The sequence below is a fragment of the Bacillus solimangrovi genome (assembly GCF_001742425.1).
Taxonomy (GTDB): Bacteria; Bacillota; Bacilli; order Bacillales; family Bacillaceae_N; genus Bacillus_AV; species Bacillus_AV solimangrovi.
Genome location: NZ_MJEH01000033.1, coordinates 151,877 through 171,197, shown reverse-complemented (window position 1 = coordinate 171,197; position 19,321 = coordinate 151,877). Strand labels below are relative to the sequence as shown.

Here is a 19,321-nt window from a genome sequence, read left to right as displayed (position 1 = left end):
CAACACCCCCTTCTATATTTGTTGCTTGTCATAAGTGAGAACGTACCTTCTCTCCTCACTTATGACTCATACACCTAAACATCTCCAAGCTTTCTAAGTCTTGCAGTAGGTTTCCTAGAACCATCTGAAACGTGATAGACTTGTCGATTCAACAAACGATACAGTAAGTTTGCAACTTTATCTGTATCATGACGAACCATTTCATTTTGTTCTAGAATAAAATTATCACTAAAAACATGCAAGCCTAACGCTTCAACTTTATCAATATCAGGTTCAACAGGCACTGATTCTTCAAGCTCATAACGCTTTAGAATAAAGTTAGATACTGGTTCATTATTAACAATTGCATAATCAAGAAATGGAGTTTTCATATGGTCATAGAGTACTCTGACATGTTGGCTTGCTGAATAACCAACCGTTTCTCCAGCCTGTGTCATCACATTACAAACATATACTTTTTTTGCTGTTGCTTTCTGAATTTGATCACCAATGTGATGAACAAGTAAGTTTGGAAGTATGCTCGTATACAAGCTACCAGGGCCGATTACGATTAAGTCAGCACATTGAATTGCTTCAATTGTTTCTGATAACGGTTCAACATGTTCTGGTGATAAGAAGACACGTTTGATCTTCTGATTATACGTTGGAATTTTCGATTCCCCAGTAATTATCGAACCGTCTTCCATTTCCGCATGGAGCACGATGCTTCGATTCGCAGCAGGAAGTACTTTCCCTTTCACGTTCAATACTTTACTCGTTTCTTGAATCGCATGAACAAAATCTCCTGTTACAGATGTCATTGCTGCAAGAAATAAATTTCCTAAAGGATGACCATTTAATCCATCTCCATTTGTAAATCTATGCTGAAATAACTCTTCTAGAAGTGGTTCAACTTCAGAAAGTGCAGCTATTACATTTCTTACATCTCCTGGAGGTGGTATATCCATTTCATCTCGGAGGCGACCTGAACTCCCACCGTCGTCAGCAACTGTTACGATTGCTGTTATGTCTATTGGGAACTTCTTCAATCCTCGAAGAAGAACCGATAGTCCCGTCCCACCACCTATGACGGTTACTCGTGGAATTCTATCCTTCGTCATATTACGATTGTTCCTTTCTTTTCTCAATATCACGATGACTCCTTTGCGTTACATACTCATCAGCAAAGTGTTTACCGATATATTCAGCAAGTGTTACAGAACGGTGTTGCCCACCTGTACAACCAATCGCAATCACTAGTTGACTCTTTCCTTCACGTTTATATTGAGGTACCATATACACCAACAAATCAACGAGCTTATTGACAAAAGTTTGTGTTTCAGATTGCTTTAACACATAACTAGATACTTCTTCATTTAAACCTGTTAATGGACGCAACGCATCAATATAGTGCGGATTAGGAAGAAAGCGCACATCAAAAACAAGATCCGCATCAATTGGAATGCCATGTTTGAAGCCAAATGACATAATATTTACATTAAAAACACTTTGTTTGTCATTAGCAAACTTTTCTATAATTACTTCACGCAATTGGCGAGGCTTCATTCGTGTTGTGTCAACGATTGTTTGTGCACGCCCTTTTAACTCATCAAGGATTTTCCGCTCATTTTTAATACCTTCTAGTGGTAGTCCTTGTGGTGCAAGCGGGTGCGAACGTCTCGTTTCTTTATACCTACTCACAAGTGACTGATCTTCTGCTTCTAGAAATAGAATATGAGGCGTAACCCAATCTTGCTTATTCATTTCATCGATTGAGTCGAGTAAATTTTCAAAGAAATCTCGTCCTCTTAAATCCATTACCAGTGCAGCACGATCCATCTTGCCACCAGATTCCTTCATTAGTTCAAGAAACTTCGGTAACAAAGCAGGGGGCAAATTATCAACACAGAAAAAGCCTAAATCTTCGAAACTTTGCACTGCAACTGTCTTTCCCGCCCCTGACATACCTGTAATAATAACAAGTTGCATATCGTGGTCATGCTTAGCCATTTTCTCTTCCCCCTATCAAAAACTGGTCCACCACATTTCATGTCGAAGACACAATTAGATACTGTTAATTATTTTGACGTTTTTTTATATGCTTTCATGAAAACTATCGATTCACTGTGTTCTTATATTTATGAGGGATCAAGTCGATAAGACAATAATTGAAAATCAGGTGTGTATGTGAAGTTTCCGTAGATAGTTCCATGCCCCTTTACAACATAGTCTATGATATGATAATCACCAGGTGCCATTGGTAACTCAGAAAGTACATCTATTTCATGCCAACCAATTTTCCCTTCTTCTGATTCATCAACATTCTCTCCGTCAAATTCATCTGCGAAGAAGGTGAACATCATCCATTCAGAAACAACTTGATCTCCGTCTTTTATTGTAAATGTAAATATCCCTTTAACATTCGGATTCTTTAAATATATTCCAGTTTCTTCACGAAATTCACGAACAACTGAATCTTTAATTGATTCACCTTGTTCCATCTTTCCGCCCGGTGCTACCCACCAACCACGGCGAGGTTTTTGTAATAGCAATATTTTATTGTCCTGTTTTAGCACACAGTTCGTTACTCGCTGCATGTCATTCACTCCAAACGTTCCTATTTGTAATTAATAGAGAGCATGTCGTTTGGCTGTCTATATCAACACTCTTTTTGACAGAGTAAGCCGCTATTATATACTCACGTATCATTATACTATTATTTACATATGCCTACAACGGAGAAACCCTTAGAGAATCACAGTGATCAGATAACCTGATTTTTTTACTTTACATAACTTCTTCATATATATTTAGATGTTATCACGTTTTAACTGAGACATAATATCATCAAAAAAGCTTTACTACCGATGCGATGAACAGTGTGTACTGATTTTACTTTTTCTATATCAAACAGTAAAAAAGAGGCACAGGTTTCCCTGTGCCATCAACGTATATCTTATAAAAAAGGGGGTTAATTGATTAATTCTATCTTAACTAATAAACATTGCACAAATGTTACAAAGTAGTTAAAAGGCAATTACTGAATTGTTTTTAATTGATTACAATTAAGAAGTTGCTAACTCTTCTTTTAACTCTTCAATATAATGCTGTGCACTTTGTGCAGCGATACTTCCATCACCAGTTGCGGTTACAATTTGGCGTAATGTCTTCTCACGAATATCACCAGCGGCATAGATTCCAGCGACTTTCGTTTCCATTGAATCATCCGTTTCAATATAACCTGCTTCATTCGTAATACCTAAACTTTGGAACGGACCACTTAATGGATTCATTCCGATATAGATGAAGACCCCATCCGTCTTAAATTCTTGTTCTTCTCCAGAGATCGTATCAACAAGCGTAACACTGTCTACTTTTCCATCTTTATCATTAATTTCTTTAACCGTATGATTCCAGATAAAGTCGATATTTTCGTTATCAAAAGCACGTTTTTGCAAAATCTTCTGTGCACGTAATTTATCACGACGATGTACAATCGTTACTTTAGAAGCAAAACGTGTAAGGTAGACACCTTCTTCAACAGCAGAGTCTCCGCCTCCAACAACAACAAGTTCTTTTCCTTTAAAGAAGGCTCCATCACAAACGGCACAATATGATACACCTCGCCCACCTAGTTCTTCTTCACCAGGAACGCCAATTTTCTTATATTGTGCACCCGTAGTAATGATTACTGTACGAGTCTTATATTCTTTATTTCCAGCTTTAACAATTTTGTATTCCTTACCATCAATAATTTCCTTAATATCACCGTAAGCATACTCAGCACCAAACTTCTTCGCATGTTCAAACATCTTATTGGACAGGTCTGGTCCTAAAATATTGTCATACCCTGGATAATTCTCGATATCTTCTGTGTTTGCCATTTGACCACCCGGAATACCACGTTCAATCATTAATGTATCAAGATTTGCACGAGACGTATAAACGGCTGCTGTCATTCCTGCTGGCCCTGCTCCTGCAATGATTACATCATAAATTTTCTCTTCACTCATCACTTTCCCTCCTCGATCTATGTGCAAATAAGACTATTTTTCGTTAATCCTTACCTATTCAAAATCCTCAATCTTCTCTTCACATTCTATCCTAATAAAAAGATTCACTTGATGCTATTAAAATGCTCAGTCAATTAAATTTTTAACAATTTTCACGTATTTACTTATTGTTGAAACAGATAAGTCATACTGTTTTGCCAATACCTTCTGAGTTTTCGGATCATTTGTTGTTCCACACCATATATACTCTACTGCTGCTGCCCATGCTTTTGAATTTCTCATCATAGTTTTGTTTTCTTTAATCATATTTGCAAAAGCTGTGAACCATAACATATAGAGACGCTTTATTTCATCAGTATGCATTTCATCATTAATAAGTTTAATTAATTGCTGTGCTGTTTCAAAACCTATTTCCATGCTCTCTGAAGTTGACATCATTTGCTTATTGAACCCTTTTTGTTTTAAAAGCGTTATCGCAAAGCTTTTCAATTGCTCATCTACATCATGGCTTTTTACAAACTCCTCGACCATAGTTATAGCTACCTTATCTGCATTTTGATATAGTGCATATAACGCAAAGAATCTTTCACCATATGAATCTGTTCCATACAATACTTGATAAAAATCATCGTATTCATGAGCTTCAATTCCGTTCGATTGTTGCTTCGTATCCTTCCACGGTTTTTCATTTGCCTTCTCTGGATTTTTCTTTATAAATTCTAACCATGCTTGCTCCGCAAATTTCTCATCGCCAAGCTGATAAGCCCCTACCGATAACCAATAATAGAAACTTGCTTCACCAACGAATCCTCTTTTATAGATCGAACGTAGCCACTTATAACCTTGTGAATAACTCCCAAGCAATACTAATGTCGTTCCTAGCTTGCTACGACACTCCATTTCGATTGGATAAACACTCTCAAGCTGTGACTGTAAATGACTTGTTTTTGTTTTATCACCGAGGTAATGAAAGAAAACGGCTAAATTACATAAAGCATGTAGATTGCCTGTACTTCTTTCTAATACTTCCTCAGTTATCTGTATCGCTTCTGAAGTCAACCCTTGTTGAAAATAAGTAATGGCCAAATTATTATAAGCTGACCAAAACTCAGGATAATCAACGGTTAATTGCTTCAATACTTGCTCAGCTTGCGATAACTTCCCTTCTGCTATCAGTTTCTTCGCTTGATCGTGTCGTATAATAAGTGATTCTTCGGCACGAAGTGATTCATCTGTTTCCCCATCTAAACTATCTTCAAACTTAAGTAACTTTAATAGTTCATTTGCATCTTCAACATATTCACCTTCGGGTGCCTCTGATAAATATTTCTCTGTTTTAACTTTTGCCTCGTGAAACAAACCAAGATATGCATAATTGTTTGCCAAAAAGTAATAACAGTCGACCATTTCTGGCTCCAATTCGTATAAAACTTTTTCTAGCATTTCATTCGATTCTTGATAATTCCCAAGTTCTGAGACCACCACAGCCAATTGGCATAGAAAGATAGGCTCTTCCTTATCCATCCTGACAGCACGTGTTAAGTGATGCTCAGCTTTCTTCAAATCACCTTGCCGATAGGCCTTTATTCCCTTTTTGAAGAAATGCTCACCATCTTGAATGAAAGGAAGAACCTTGCCTTGTTTCTTCTCAAATGATAATCCAGTTCTCATAAACCCTCCGCCGTTCGTAATTTTTGTCGAAGCTAGTATACCATATTTAACGAAAACAAAGGACTTCAAACTAGAAAGTCCTTATTTCCTATGCCGTTTTTTATAACATATAATATTTTATTACAATTAGGATATTTGCAACACCCAACGAGTAATTACCAGAACTTACATTCACGAAAAAACTCTAAAAAATAGCTACTGACTAGTTACACCATTCTAATCAGTAGCTATCCTATATCTCTATTTATTTGCTGTATGACGCTCTTCAAGTACACGTAGCACGTCATCAAGAGGCAATTTCTGTTCTCTCAATAATACGAGTACATGATAAAGTAAATCAGCAGTTTCCCATTTCAATTCATCTTTATCACGGTTTTTCGATGCAATGATGACTTCTGCTGCTTCTTCGCCTACCTTCTTCAATATCTTATCGACACCTTCATTAAAAAGATATGTCGTATACACCCCCTCAGGTCGTTCTAACTCCCTTTTCGCAATAAGTGCTTCTAAGCTTGAAAGAATTTCAAATCGTTTATCATTTACTTCTACCTTATCCTCAAACAACGAATCATTGAAACAGCTATAACTACCTGTATGACAAGCAGGTCCACGAGGTTCTACAAGAACGAGCAATGCATCTTGATCACAGTCCCAACGTACATCAATTATGTGTTGTGTGTTACCTGACGTTTCACCTTTGTGCCAAAGCTCTTGACGTGAACGACTCCAGAACCATGTCTCACGTGTTTCAAGAGACTTGGCTAGTGAATCTTTATTCATATATGCTAGCGTTAATACTTCTTTACTAACCGCATCTTGTACAATTGCTGGTACTAAACCTTGTTCATCAAATCTAATTTCATTCGTTTTCATCGAACATTCACACCCTGTTCTTTTAAATGGTCTTTCACTGCTTGTACAGATGTTTCTTTATAGTGAAAGATAGATGCTGCTAATGCTGCATCTGCTTCTCCTATATCGAATGCTTCAACAAAGTGCGCTGCATTTCCTGCTCCACCTGATGCAATAACAGGTACTGAAACAGCACGACTAATCGTTTTCGTTAACTCCACATCAAAGCCTGTTTTTTCTCCATCCTTATCCATCGACGTTAACAAAATTTCACCAGTACCACGCTTTACCGCTTCTTGTGCCCATTCAACTGCATCCCATTGTGTAGGTGTCCTTCCACCATGAGTATATACACGCCATGACTTTGTCGTTTCGTCAAATTTCGCATCAATTGCAGTAACGATGCATTGAGAACCGAAATAATCTGCACCTTCGGTAATTAATTCTGGACGATTAACTGCTGCTGTATTAACGGACACCTTATCGGCTCCAGCTCGTAATATACGTTTCATATCTTCTAACGTATTAATACCCCCACCAACTGTAAATGGGATAGCAAGCTTTGCTGCAACTTGTTCTACAACATCAACCATCGTTTCGCGCCCTTCATGTGAAGCAGAGATATCTAAGAAAACAAGCTCATCTGCACGCTCTTGATCATAAAATTCCGCCAACTCAACAGGGTCACCCGCATCACGTAATTCAACAAACTGAATACCTTTGACAACTCGCCCTTCTTTTACATCGAGGCACGGTATAATTCGCTTTGTTATCATGGTTTATTCACCTCAGCAAGTGCGTCACTTACCGTAAACCGTTTCTCATATAGTGCTTTTCCAATTATCGCTCCACCAATCGAGGCTTGTTCATATTGTACAAGTCGACTAATATCATGTAATGAACTGACACCACCTGAAGCAATCACTTCTTTTTCAGTTTCTTTCGCCATTTCAGCTATTGCCTCGATATTGGGACCTGACATCATTCCGTCTTTAGAAATATCAGTGAATATAAACACTTCTGCTCCAGCTGATGCAAGCTCTTTCCCAAGTTCAACTGCTCTAACAACGGATGTATTTAACCATCCTTCTGTTGCTACATAACCATCCTTGGCATCAATTCCGATTGCAATCTTATTTCCATATTTCTGTAGCATTTCACGTACAAATTCAGGATTAGATATAGCGGCACTTCCTAAGATAACTCGGTCGACACCGTGATTGAGATAACTTTCAACATCTTCAACCGTTCGGATACCTCCACCAATTTGTACTTTTACATCTAATTCCTTCGCTACTCGAATGACTTGCTCATGATTCACGCGCTTTCCTTCTTTAGCCCCATCTAAATCAACCATATGAATCCACTGTGCTCCCTGCTCAACAAAAGCTTCAGCCATATCAAATGGTGAGTCTCCATATACCGTTTCTGCATTATAATCTCCTTGCAACAAGCGTACACACTTGCCACCGCGCATATCGATTGCAGGATAGATCGTGAACTTGTTCATTATGATTTCTCCCCTTCTACAATTGCTGCAAAGTTTTTTAAGATCGACATACCAATTTCACTACTTTTCTCTGGGTGAAACTGTGTTCCAAATACATTTCCTTTCCCTACTACGGCTGGCACATCAACATCATAAGTACTGCTGGCAAGGACAACATCTTTATTTGTTTGATCAATAAAATAAGAATGAACGAAATAAACATGATCTTGGGCAACATCGTCTAATAGCGGGTGATTTTCATGATGAAACTCAAGCTTATTCCAACCCATATGAGGTACTTTATAACGCTTTCCTTCATCCGTTACACCTGCAAATCGAACTGCTCGTCCTTTCAAAAATGACAAACCTTCTGTTACACCATTTTCTTCACTTTCTTCAAATAATAATTGCATACCTAAACATATCCCTAATAGTGGTTTCCCACTCTCAACTTCTGCTTCAATATACTGAGCAAGCTTCGTTTCTCGCAAGATACTCATTGCATCTCGAAATGAACCAACACCAGGTAAAATCAAACCTTTTGCTTCTTTTAATTTCTCTATGTTATCCGTTAACACATAATCATAATCTAATCGTTCTAATGCCTTACTGACGCTATATAAGTTGCCCATGCCATAGTCAATAATTCCAATCATTTACAACATCCCTTTCGTTGAAGGCACGCCTTTCACACGAGGATCGATTTGAGTTGCTTCATCTAACGCTCGTCCAAGTGCTTTGAATACTCCTTCAATCATATGATGTGTATTGTGACCATAATGAACGATAACATGAAGGTTAATACGAGCTTCAAGGGCAAGCTTCCACAAAAATTCATGAACAAGCTCAGTATCAAATGAACCTACACGACCACTTGGAAATTCAGCCCTGAATTCTAAATGTGGGCGATTACTTAAATCGACAACAACTTGAGCTAGTGCTTCATCCATTGGAACAAATGCATTACCGTAACGCTTAATGCCCTTCTTATCTCCTAACGCCTCTCTTAATGCTTGACCGAGACAAATACCGATATCTTCTGTGGTATGATGATCATCAATTTCTGTATCGCCATCCGCCTTCAAATTCAAATCAAAATGACCATGCTTTGTAAATAAATCAAGCATATGTGTTAGGAATGGAACACCTGTGTTCAAATCCGCATCACCATTTCCATCCACATTAAATGAGAGTGAAATATCTGTTTCATTTGTTTTACGATCTATGATTGCTTGGCGTTGTTCGTTCATTTTCTCTCCCCCAGTCGTTGTTCTACGCTTTTTGCATGCGCCTCTAATCCTTCAAGACGAGCTAATGCAGCAATTTTCGAACCGTTCATTTGTATACTTTGAGCACTATATGAGATGATGCTCGATTTCTTCGTAAAGTCATCAACATTTAATGGACTTGAAAAACGCGCTGTTCCGTTCGTTGGCAAAATATGATTAGGTCCCGCAAAATAATCACCAACAGGTTCGGAGCTATTTTCTCCAAGGAAGATTGATCCCGCATGACGTATCTTTCCGATAATTTCATACGGTTGTTCTGTCATAATTTCTAAATGCTCTGGTGCTAACTGGTTGACAGTCTCAATCGCTTCATCTAATGTTTCAGTCACATAAATAGCCCCATAATCACGAATTGAAGCTTCTGCAATTTCTTTTCGAGGCAATGCTTCTAATTGATTAGTAATTTCTAACGCTGTCTGTTCTGCTAATAACTTAGAAGGTGTCACTAACACACTCGATGCTCGAGCATCATGTTCAGCTTGTGATAATAAATCAGCTGCGACATATGAAGCCTTTGCAGTTTCGTCTGCTAAAACAACAATCTCACTCGGTCCAGCAATCATATCAATATCTACAACTCCAAATACTTCACGCTTCGCAAGTGCCACATATATATTACCCGGACCCGTAATCTTATCTACTCTCGTAATCGTTTCCGTACCATATGCTAACGCGGCAATTGCTTGTGCTCCTCCAACCTTATAGATTTCATGAATTCCAAGTTCATTTGCCGCAACAAGAACACCAGCTGGTAACCGACCATCTTGCTGAGGTGGTGAAACCATTGCAATACGCTGAACCCCTGCTACTTGAGCGGGAATCACATTCATTAGTACAGACGAAGGATAAGCAGCAGTCCCACCAGGTACATATACACCAGCAGAATCTAGTGGTGTTATCTTTTGTCCTAGAATTGTTCCATCTTGATCTGTTGTCATCCATGATTGCTTCACCTGTCGTTGGTGATAGTCACGAATGTTATCTGCTGCTTCACGTATGTACAATATAATCTCATTATCTATTTCTCGATACGCTTCTTTGATTTCTTCATCTGAAATGAGTAAGCTCTCTAATTGAACATGATCAAACTTCTCTGTATATTGAAACAACGCCTTGTCACGGTTCTCTTTAACATCATCTATGATATTAAGCACTACTTTCCTTTGTTCTTCTGAACCACTATCAATATCTCGTTGAAGTGAAATATTACCGCTAACCGAAACAATTTTAATCATCTGACGTTCCTCCCACTACGAGCGATAGACGTTCCACCATCTCATCTATACGCTTATCTTTTAAACGGTAACTAACTGGATTAACAATTAAACGAGAAGTAATTGCCTGAATATGTTCAAGCTCTACAAGTCCATTCTCTCTTAATGTGCGTCCTGTTGAGACAATATCAACAATTCGATCAGCTAAACCAATTAGAGGAGCAAGCTCAATTGAACCATTCAATTTAATAATTTCCACTTGCTCTCCTTGTTCACGGAAATACTTTGATGCTACCGCAGGATACTTCGTCGCTACCTTAGGTGCTACATCATTAACATCTGGGTAAGGCAATCCCGCGACCGCCAAATAACAGTCACTAATATGCAAATCCAATACCTCATACACGTCTCTTTCTTCCTCAAGCATTGTATCTTTGCCCGCAATACCTAGATCAGCAACACCATGTTCAACATAAGTCGGAACATCCATCGGTTTTGCAAGAATGAAACGCAGTGATTCTCGTTCAACTTCAATAATTAACTTACGGGAATCATCAAATTCAGGTGGTAATTCATAACCAGCTTCACGCAACAATTGTGCTGCTTCTTCAAATATTCTTCCCTTAGGCATGGCGATCGTTAACACATCTCTCATCCTTCATTCTCCTTTCCAGCAGCACCGATACAATAGATGACCTCTTGATAACGTTTTGTTAATGCATCAACTTGTTCAACCCCAGCAATATCTTGCATCACAACTCGCTGTCCTTCTGTTCGATTCTCGAGGGCAAGCCTTAAGGCGTCTTGTTTCCGTTCTTCACTAAATAAGATTAACTTAATAGGAGCACTTACTTCAGTCTTCTCTAACGCTTCTACAAGACGATCAAGGCGAATTCCAAACCCTGTTGCGGGAGCAGGGCAGTCAAACTTATTCAACAATTGATCATAACGTCCACCGTTACATAATAAGAAACCTAACTTTTGCGCATAACCTTCAAACAAAATTCCAGTATAATAACTCATGTGACTAACAAGATTTAAGTCGATTTTCACAAACTCAGTAACTCCATAAGCTTCTAACGTTTCCCATAACTCTTCTAATTCAGCTAACGCTTCAAGTGCTTTCGTATTCTTTGTAAGCTCACGTGCTTGAGCAAAGGTTCCCTTACCTCCTCGTAACTTAAGTAATTGAAGCAATAATTGTTTATCAATTGAAGATAACGGCAAGCCTTTGACATGTTCTCGATAACCGACATAATTCTTCTCATATAAATAACGTTTAAGTAATGCTGCTCTCTCTTCATTACCCAATATCTCTACAAATAACGCTCTCACAAATCCAATATGACCGAGAGCAACTGTAAACTGATCAAGCCCAGCATGTTTTAATGTATGAATCATTAATGCTATTACTTCTGCATCAGCACTACTCGTACTATCACCTATTAACTCAACTCCAACCTGCTCGAATTCTGCAGGTCGCCCTCCTTCACGTTGTTGTGATCGGAAAACATTTGTATCGTAAGCAAGTCTAAGTGGCAAACCTTGCTCCTTCAAACGTGATGCAGCTATTCTTGCAATAGGTGCTGTCATATCTGGACGAAGCACTAATGTATGTCCTTGTTGATCTAATAACTTAAACAACTGCTGATCTAATATAGCCGAAGCTGCTCCAACCGTTTCATAATATTCTAATGTAGGGGTTTCAATCTGTTCATAACCCCATCTTTCGATTTCTTGTTCCATTTCCCTTCGAACCGTTCGCTTCATTTCAAATAATGATGGCAATGTATCCCTCATACCAAGCGGTTTTTCAAACATAAATAATTTTGACACACCATCCACATCCTCTTTATGTTAAATACTTTCACTTTAGTTCGCTAATATGGTAGTAAGATGAAGTTATATTGTAGTTTACACAGATATTTCTGAACAGTCAATATGAAATTAGTTAACAGCTTAATCCTTACTTTTACTTGCACATTTTTATCTTAGTTACAAGTTTTTAACCATTGTACTTTCAGTATTCGCATTAGATGAAATAGAATGACCAAATAATCTCACGTTTAAAACTTAGCAAACGCAAACAGACTCATTAAATGAACGTTTAATTAATTTCTTATTATTCAGACAGATAATAATAAAAAAGAACTAGTCAGCCTATCTTCGCCAACCAGTTCATGTTTTATTTGTTTAGTCTTTTCGTTCACGCGCTTCCCGTTCTTCCTTTGTATAAATAATTCGCATTGGATTACCACCAGCTAATGCTCCTGCTGGAACATCTCGATGGACAAGTGTTCCTGCCGATACAACAGCGCCTTCACCAATTTTTACACCTGGTAAGATCGTTGAATTGGCTCCTATCATTACTTCATCTCCAATTTCAACCTCACCTAACCGATATTCATTGATTAGATACTCGTGTGCCAATATCGTTGTATTGTACCCAATGACTGAGTTCTTTCCCACTTTAATCATCTCTGGAAACATAATATCTGGGACAACTTGAAAGGCAAATGCAGTCCTTTCACCAACTTCCATTCGTAAGAGCGTACGATATAACCAATTTTTCATTCCAAAAAAAGGCGTGTATCTGGCAATGAGTATGACTAAGACATTTTTGAACACTTTAAAAAACGAGACCGTTTTATACACTTGCCAAAGTGAATTTGCTCCTTCAACAGGATAACGAGTCGTTCTTCTCACTATGTTTCATCTCCAACAATCGATAATAAGTCAGACGGATGTTCAAGCATATAATCTGGATGGTAGCTTTCTAAGTATTCACGTCCTTTAACTGCCCAAGCTACTCCTGCTGTTAAGACATTTGCATTCTTTCCTGCTTCAATATCATGTGAATTGTCACCGATCATCATTGCACTTTCAACATTTGATCCAAGCTGTGATAACGCAAGATTCACTGGTTCAGGATCTGGTTTTGCATGTGTAACATCATCTAGTGTGACAACAACATCAAAATAAGCATCAAGTCCTGTTAGTTTCAGACCCATTTCAACGGTAGGACGTATCTTAGTTGTAACAATACCTAACTTATAGCCACGTTCGTGTAATGTTTTTATCGTATCTACTACACCATCAAATGCCGTGACAAGCTCATCATGCTTCTCATGATTGAATGTTCGATATGTTTGAACCATTTCATCTAATTTATTTGGGTTCAACTCTTGAAAGCTTTCTTCTAATGGTGGTCCCATAAATTTCAGAACATCGTCTTCCTTATATTGACCCGGAAAATATTTTTCTAATGTGTGCACGAAAGATAAAATAATCAATTTATTAGTATCAATTAAAGTGCCATCTAAATCAAATAAAAGTGTATCAACCTTCATATGTCGCTTCCTTCCTTTGCGAATGTTGCAATCTATTCCATACAAACGAGACAACTGCTGTTAATAATATTGCTGTTATGAGTCGGATAGCTAAGAGTGGCCACACTGGAATTCCTAAAGGGATAAAGATAAGCGTGTCTTCTATAACGGCATGACATGCGACTAAAAAGATAAAAGCCAAATACAAATCCTTCTGCTCAACACCATCTTCTTCAACTGCTTGGATCATTACACCCGCACCGTATGCAAGCCCAAATACTAGACCTGCAGCTAACGTTGTCGTTGTATTCTCTTTCATTCCTAGTACCCTTGTAAAAGGAGACATCCATCGTGAAAAGACATCCAGCCATGATAGTTCCTTCATTACTTGAATAAAGACCATTAACGGAATTACAATTATAGCAAGTTGAATAACTCCGAGCCCTGCTTTCTCAATTGCTTCAAGTATAATGTTTGCCCAGCCTGTTACGTTTTCTTCACTTGATGAGATCATTCCGTATTTTGCAAGTTGATCTCCACCATTCCAAACGATATTAATTATGAAAGCTGAAACCAATGCGAGTCCGACTCGTACAATAACAATGACCCATAACTTAATACCAACCTTTGCCGCAACAGTGGTCTCAATAATTAAGTTATGAGAAAAAGACAGCATAACCGCTAAAATAAACACTTCTTTCACTGTTAAATCAAGTGTTAAGATTGCACCAATCGATGCGTATAAATTAAGGAAATTCCCTAGTACAAGCGGAATAGCCGCATCTCCTGATAGTCCAATCCACTTCATAAATGGTTCAACCTTTTCAATAATCCACAAAAGAATAGGAGTATATTGCAGCAATGAAACAATCAAAGTAATAGGAAAAATCACTTTCCCTAATGTCCATGTTGTCGCTAGCCCTGCCTTCACCCCACGCATGACCATTTGCATTAAACTCCTCCTCATATCTACAAAACAATTACTATTTTATTTAATCGGATCCCAATATCGTTTAATAACTTTTCCTGTCATCCTTCGAATAACAATGATCGCTATTGCAGCTAATATTAATCCAATTGAGATTACTTGAGCAATTCGTAACGATTCCGTTAACATTAAACTATCAGTCCGCAAACCTTCAATAAAGAATCGACCAATTGAATACCAAATCACATAACTTAAGAAAATCTCGCCACGTTTTAAGTTAACTTTACGCAATGAAATAAGAACGAAAAAGCCGATTATATTCCAAATCGATTCATATAGGAACGTCGGGTGATGGTATGCACCATTGATATACATTTGATTAATAATAAACTTCGGTAAAAACAGACTCTCAAGAAACTGTCGTGATACTTCTCCACCAAATGCCTCTTGGTTCATGAAGTTTCCCCAACGTCCTATTGCTTGTCCGATAATAATACTCGGTGCAGCAATATCAGCTACATGCATAAACGAGTAATTCTTTCGTTTCGTTATAATATAACCAGTGATTAAAGCTCCAATCAGACCGCCATGAATCGCCAATCCACCCTTCCAAATCGCTATAATATCACCCGGATTCTGTGAATAATAGTCCCATGAAAAAATCACATAATATAGACGAGCTGAAAGGATAGCGATCGGAATCGCAAATAATACAATATCGGTAATCATCTCTTTCGGATAACCGTGTCGCACACTTTCCCTTGTCGCCAAAGAAAGTGCAAGTAAAGCACCCATTGCAATAATTACGCCATACCAATAAATTGTTAGTGGTCCAAGTTCCAAAAAGACCCTATCTAACTGCTGAATTTCTTCCATTATTAAACACCCACTCCTTCTCCCAACATGATATCACTTAAAAATCATCATGTTCAGTATCTTCTATTACATCTGTCAATCGATTAGAGAACTGTTCTGCTGCATTAACACCCATACGTTTTAGACGGAAGTTCATAGCGGCTACTTCAATAATAACTGCCAAGTTTCGACCTGGACGAACAGGGACTGTAAGCTTTGGTACATTCGTATCGATGATCTTCATCATTTCCTCTTCAAGACCAAGTCTGTCATATTGCTTGGACTGATCCCATAACTCTAAATTTATAACGAGGGAAATCTTCTTATAATTTCGAACCGCACCTGCGCCAAATAACGTCATCACATTAATAATCCCTACACCACGTATCTCAAGAAGATGCTGAATTAAATCAGGAGAATTCCCAATTAAAGAAGATTGATCTTCTTGACGAATTTCAACACAGTCATCAGCGACTAATCGATGTCCACGCTTCACAAGCTCGAGTGCTGTTTCACTCTTACCAACACCACTCTGTCCCGTAATCAGTACACCTACACCATACACATCAACCAGAACACCGTGAATCGCTGTTGTTGGAGCTAACTTACCTTCTAAATAATTTGTTAATAAACTAGATAACCTTGTTGTCTTATAAGGAGAACGCATAATTGGCACATCATTACGCTTAGATGATTCAATTAATTCTGGTGGAATTTCTAATTCTCTTGAAATAAAAATTCCTGGTGTAATATCCGTACAGAGACGTTCCATCCGATCCTTACGCTCTAATCCATTTAATCCATTAAGGAATGAAAGTTCTGTCTTACCTAATAACTGTAGTCGCTCAGCTGGATAATATGCAAAATACCCCGCCATTTCTAGGCCAGGTCGAGAAATATCACTCGTCGTAATCGGACGGTTAATCCCTTCCTCTCCACTGATAAGCTCAAGCTTGAACTTTTCAATAACATCTTTCGTCTGAACTTTTGCCATAGTTGATTCCCCTTTATCATCAGATCTTAACGAGAATTCATGCACTTTGTCTGCATTTTTTCTAAAAGATACATTTTTGCAAATATGTACAATACATGGTCCTATTTTAGCATTATTTGTTGTTAGAATAAAAATAACAAGCCATATTTCACAAATACCCTTATTTCTTTTCTCAAAAAAAAGCCCCTTCACTTGAGGAGCATTTCATCATTTTTCTATTAACCTTTCAACGACAAGCTTTTGTATCAAAAGGTTCAATAAAGAAATTATTATTGCTGCAAGAATCGCTGTACCAAAACCATCGATGACAAAAGATTCTCCCATCAATGTTTGTGCAATCATAAGTGTAAATGCATTAATAATAAAGAGGAAAAAACCTAGTGACAACACAGTTACTGGCAAAGTAAGCAGTACTAAAATAGGTTTGACAATAACATTTAAGATAGAGAGCAATACACTTGCCAGTATTGCTGCTTGAATACCTTCTAAATAAAATGAATCTAAATAGTTTGAAACGATAATAAGCACGATGCTATTAACGAGTAAATGAATAAGCCACTTCATCCCTCTATATATCCTGGGTCCTTAGGAATGGCTAACATTGCAATAATATAACCTAATACAAATGGGAAAATTGCAGTAGCAAACATCAAAATTATAAATAATACACGTAATAATGTTGCATCCATATTTATATACTGTGCAAGTCCCCCCAATACCCCAGCTACCTTACGATTATGCTGTGAACGATATAATTTTTTCACGGTTGCTCCTCCTCATACATTAAAGAAGATGTTCAAAAAGTAAGGGGAAAATGACTATCGAATAACTGCGTTGGCTCGCTTTTTTCACTCCTCATGTACCCTACAAACGTACACTCCGGTGCCGGGACCTTCGCCGTCTTGTTCTTCTCCGTCCTTTTTGAACACAATCTTATAAGTGTTTAACTGTAATTGAACCTGCTTTTGTTTCTGCATCTAGTTGAAGAGATTGTTCTTGTCCTTCACTTGCAACAAATTTCAATTCTTTCTGCACAACATCCCGAGTTTCATCGATCTTCGTCATATCGTTCAAATAACAGCCAAGATGACCTAAATTAGATTTCAATTTACCATTTACCTCCATAAACTTTGGTACTAAGATAACCACTCCACCAGTTTTTGCATTTAAAAATGCTCTTCGACAATTTGAGTCTGTTAACTTACATTCTATATTCCCACTGAAGCTTTGAATATCAGTTTTCTCGTATGATCCGTGAACATTTATTCTGCCATTCAATGTTTCAACTTCAAGTTCATTTGCTTGGCTATGTTCAATCATCACTTTTCCATTCGCAGCTTCAAGTTCAATATCATTACTTATGATATGGGAACACCTTATTCCACCATTGGCGGTCTTTACTTGCAGTGATTTTACATCTAATTTCTCACTTGTTACTTGACCATTAAATACACGAATGTTAATTTTCTCATAATCTTTTCTAGGAATGAATAATGTACTTTTCACTTTGATTGTTTTACGCTGAATAGAAAGATACAATCGTTGTCCTTCAGTGGTAAAACGAGTATCATTCATAAACACTTGACGTGCTTCTTCTTCATCCCTTGCTTTAAAAACTTGCGCCTCACATTCTAAACGAACATCTTTTTCATCCCATGGCTCACATCGAATATCTCCATTAGCTATATCAATGAATAGTGAAGTTAGTTCTACATCACGATGCTGAAATATATGACGCACAAGATGTGGTGTACCAAAGTTAAAGTCAAAATCGACCTCTTTAATCTTTTTGATCGCTGTATCAACAAAGTCAGCTAACTTTTGTTTCTTATTTCCTTCTGTTTGATACGTTCTCTCACTATTCCAATCAACATCAACAGAAGGCACTGTCTCCTTATTCATACGTTCAGGCCTTTTATCGACAGACTCTAACAAAGTAAACGCTTCGTCAGCAGAAATCATTCCTTCCTCTAACATTTTTAGAATACGTTTACGCTCATCAGACATCTTTTTTCCTCCTATGATTTAAAGTTTTATTTCACACTCAAACAAAATCAAATTACTTCTCGTGTAAAATATATATCTACCTAGTTGTTTTTGAACTTTTCAGAAAAGTAATCATGCAGTTGCAATTAGCGGAGTACTTGAATTCCTTTGACTATATTCCAAATCACAACAATTACATTAATGGCCATAATAATTACAAAAAAGAGAATAAATAATAACGATGGCTCTCCACCAGCTAAACTAGTCGTAATAACCAATATAATCCCAGCCACAAATGACAAAAACGGAAGTAAATGTGATAATAAAGCAGACTTAGCGTGATCCTTTAATTCTCTATCGTCAGATACAAAATAAACTACGATTGGAAAGATGAAACCCGCGAAGAAAATACTAAAATAACATAATGATGAAAGTACCTTATTTGTCTCCATATCTCTTTCCCCCCTCTTGTCATTATATACGGTTCTATATTTAATAATGTTTCAAATTCTGGTTATAAAGTAGAAAAAAAGAAAGCACTAAAGCTAACGTGTCAGAAAGTTAGCCACTCCATTTCATGACCCAACTCTTAAACTTAAGTACTCATCAACACTATAAAATAGACATCTCTTTTCTAGTCTCTGCATAAGAGACAAGAAGCATTGAGTTAATCAATGAAACATACGCATTTCGCTAAGCGGTGAACGCAGGGGCTCGTTCAC

At 37.6% G+C, this 19,321-nt stretch carries 22 protein-coding genes; all 22 read right to left on the bottom strand.

Going from position 1 to position 19,321, the window contains the following annotated elements; all coding sequences use genetic code 11:
• Positions 1-74: 74 nt before the first annotated feature.
• Entirely contained in the window at positions 75-1,100 is a 1,026-nt protein-coding gene (locus BFG57_RS12360; RefSeq protein ID WP_083249239.1) for a gluconeogenesis factor YvcK family protein, read from the bottom strand.
• Between the two features lies 1 nt (position 1,101).
• Positions 1,102-1,989, bottom strand: coding sequence for an RNase adapter RapZ (gene rapZ / locus BFG57_RS12355; RefSeq protein WP_069717792.1), 888 nt, complete (start codon positions 1,987-1,989; stop codon positions 1,102-1,104).
• Between the two features lie 128 nt (positions 1,990-2,117).
• Complete coding sequence (locus BFG57_RS12350; protein WP_069717791.1) at positions 2,118-2,576, bottom strand: 8-oxo-dGTP diphosphatase; 459 nt, start codon at positions 2,574-2,576, stop codon at positions 2,118-2,120.
• 468 nt (positions 2,577-3,044) lie between these two features.
• Complete coding sequence (trxB, locus tag BFG57_RS12345; protein WP_069717790.1) at positions 3,045-3,992, bottom strand: thioredoxin-disulfide reductase; 948 nt, start codon at positions 3,990-3,992, stop codon at positions 3,045-3,047.
• Between the two features lie 126 nt (positions 3,993-4,118).
• Positions 4,119-5,732: a tetratricopeptide repeat protein gene (locus BFG57_RS12340; RefSeq protein ID WP_139125135.1), complete on the bottom strand. Its 1,614-nt coding sequence runs from the start codon at positions 5,730-5,732 to the stop codon at positions 4,119-4,121.
• A 171-nt stretch (positions 5,733-5,903) separates the two neighbouring features.
• Positions 5,904-6,536: a bifunctional phosphoribosyl-AMP cyclohydrolase/phosphoribosyl-ATP diphosphatase HisIE gene (gene hisIE / locus BFG57_RS12335; protein ID WP_069717788.1), complete on the bottom strand. Its 633-nt coding sequence runs from the start codon at positions 6,534-6,536 to the stop codon at positions 5,904-5,906.
• On the bottom strand, positions 6,533-7,291 hold the full coding sequence (gene hisF / locus BFG57_RS12330; protein WP_069717787.1) for an imidazole glycerol phosphate synthase subunit HisF: 759 nt from the start codon (positions 7,289-7,291) through the stop codon (positions 6,533-6,535). The genes hisIE and hisF overlap by 4 nt, the downstream gene beginning before the upstream one ends.
• On the bottom strand, positions 7,288-8,025 hold the full coding sequence (hisA, locus tag BFG57_RS12325; protein ID WP_069717786.1) for a 1-(5-phosphoribosyl)-5-[(5-phosphoribosylamino)methylideneamino]imidazole-4-carboxamide isomerase: 738 nt from the start codon (positions 8,023-8,025) through the stop codon (positions 7,288-7,290). Before hisA ends, hisF begins: the two co-directional genes overlap by 4 nt.
• A complete protein-coding gene (hisH, locus tag BFG57_RS12320; protein ID WP_069717785.1) occupies positions 8,025-8,660 on the bottom strand; it encodes an imidazole glycerol phosphate synthase subunit HisH in 636 nt (211 codons plus the stop codon). The genes hisA and hisH overlap by 1 nt, the downstream gene beginning before the upstream one ends.
• Entirely contained in the window at positions 8,661-9,254 is a 594-nt protein-coding gene (gene hisB, locus BFG57_RS12315; RefSeq protein ID WP_069717784.1) for an imidazoleglycerol-phosphate dehydratase HisB, read from the bottom strand. It lies immediately after the preceding gene.
• The gene (hisD, locus tag BFG57_RS12310) at positions 9,251-10,525 is read right to left on the bottom strand and encodes a histidinol dehydrogenase (protein WP_069717843.1); all 1,275 of its coding nucleotides are present in this window, start codon (positions 10,523-10,525) and stop codon (positions 9,251-9,253) included. Before hisD ends, hisB begins: the two co-directional genes overlap by 4 nt.
• Entirely contained in the window at positions 10,521-11,162 is a 642-nt protein-coding gene (hisG, locus tag BFG57_RS12305; protein ID WP_069717783.1) for an ATP phosphoribosyltransferase, read from the bottom strand. The genes hisD and hisG overlap by 5 nt, the downstream gene beginning before the upstream one ends.
• Positions 11,159-12,328, bottom strand: a complete 1,170-nt coding sequence (locus BFG57_RS12300) for an ATP phosphoribosyltransferase regulatory subunit (RefSeq protein ID WP_069717842.1) — start codon at positions 12,326-12,328, stop codon at positions 11,159-11,161. Before BFG57_RS12300 ends, hisG begins: the two co-directional genes overlap by 4 nt.
• Before the next feature lie 372 nt (positions 12,329-12,700).
• On the bottom strand, positions 12,701-13,213 hold the full coding sequence (locus BFG57_RS12295) for an acyltransferase (RefSeq protein WP_069717782.1): 513 nt from the start codon (positions 13,211-13,213) through the stop codon (positions 12,701-12,703).
• A complete protein-coding gene (gene ppaX, locus BFG57_RS12290) occupies positions 13,213-13,857 on the bottom strand; it encodes a pyrophosphatase PpaX (RefSeq protein ID WP_069717781.1) in 645 nt (214 codons plus the stop codon). Before ppaX ends, BFG57_RS12295 begins: the two co-directional genes overlap by 1 nt.
• A complete protein-coding gene (locus BFG57_RS12285; RefSeq protein ID WP_083249233.1) occupies positions 13,847-14,788 on the bottom strand; it encodes a nucleoside recognition domain-containing protein in 942 nt (313 codons plus the stop codon). The genes ppaX and BFG57_RS12285 overlap by 11 nt, the downstream gene beginning before the upstream one ends.
• A 36-nt stretch (positions 14,789-14,824) precedes the next feature.
• Positions 14,825-15,643, bottom strand: coding sequence for a prolipoprotein diacylglyceryl transferase (gene lgt, locus BFG57_RS12280; RefSeq protein WP_069717780.1), 819 nt, complete (start codon positions 15,641-15,643; stop codon positions 14,825-14,827).
• Positions 15,644-15,677: 34 nt separating this feature from the next.
• Positions 15,678-16,613 carry an HPr(Ser) kinase/phosphatase gene (gene hprK / locus BFG57_RS12275; protein ID WP_069717779.1) on the bottom strand — a complete coding sequence of 312 codons (936 nt, stop codon included), beginning with the start codon at positions 16,611-16,613 and terminating at the stop codon, positions 15,678-15,680.
• 207 nt (positions 16,614-16,820) lie between these two features.
• The gene (locus BFG57_RS12270) at positions 16,821-17,177 is read right to left on the bottom strand and encodes a phage holin family protein (RefSeq protein WP_069717778.1); all 357 of its coding nucleotides are present in this window, start codon (positions 17,175-17,177) and stop codon (positions 16,821-16,823) included.
• The gene (locus BFG57_RS12265) at positions 17,174-17,377 is read right to left on the bottom strand and encodes a PspC domain-containing protein (RefSeq protein WP_069717777.1); all 204 of its coding nucleotides are present in this window, start codon (positions 17,375-17,377) and stop codon (positions 17,174-17,176) included. Before BFG57_RS12265 ends, BFG57_RS12270 begins: the two co-directional genes overlap by 4 nt.
• A 169-nt stretch (positions 17,378-17,546) precedes the next feature.
• Entirely contained in the window at positions 17,547-18,620 is a 1,074-nt protein-coding gene (locus BFG57_RS12260) for a DUF4097 family beta strand repeat-containing protein (RefSeq protein WP_069717776.1), read from the bottom strand.
• 125 nt (positions 18,621-18,745) lie between these two features.
• Positions 18,746-19,051, bottom strand: a complete 306-nt coding sequence (locus BFG57_RS12255) for a magnetosome magnetite crystal formation protein family (protein ID WP_069717775.1) — start codon at positions 19,049-19,051, stop codon at positions 18,746-18,748.
• Positions 19,052-19,321 lie beyond the last annotated feature (270 nt).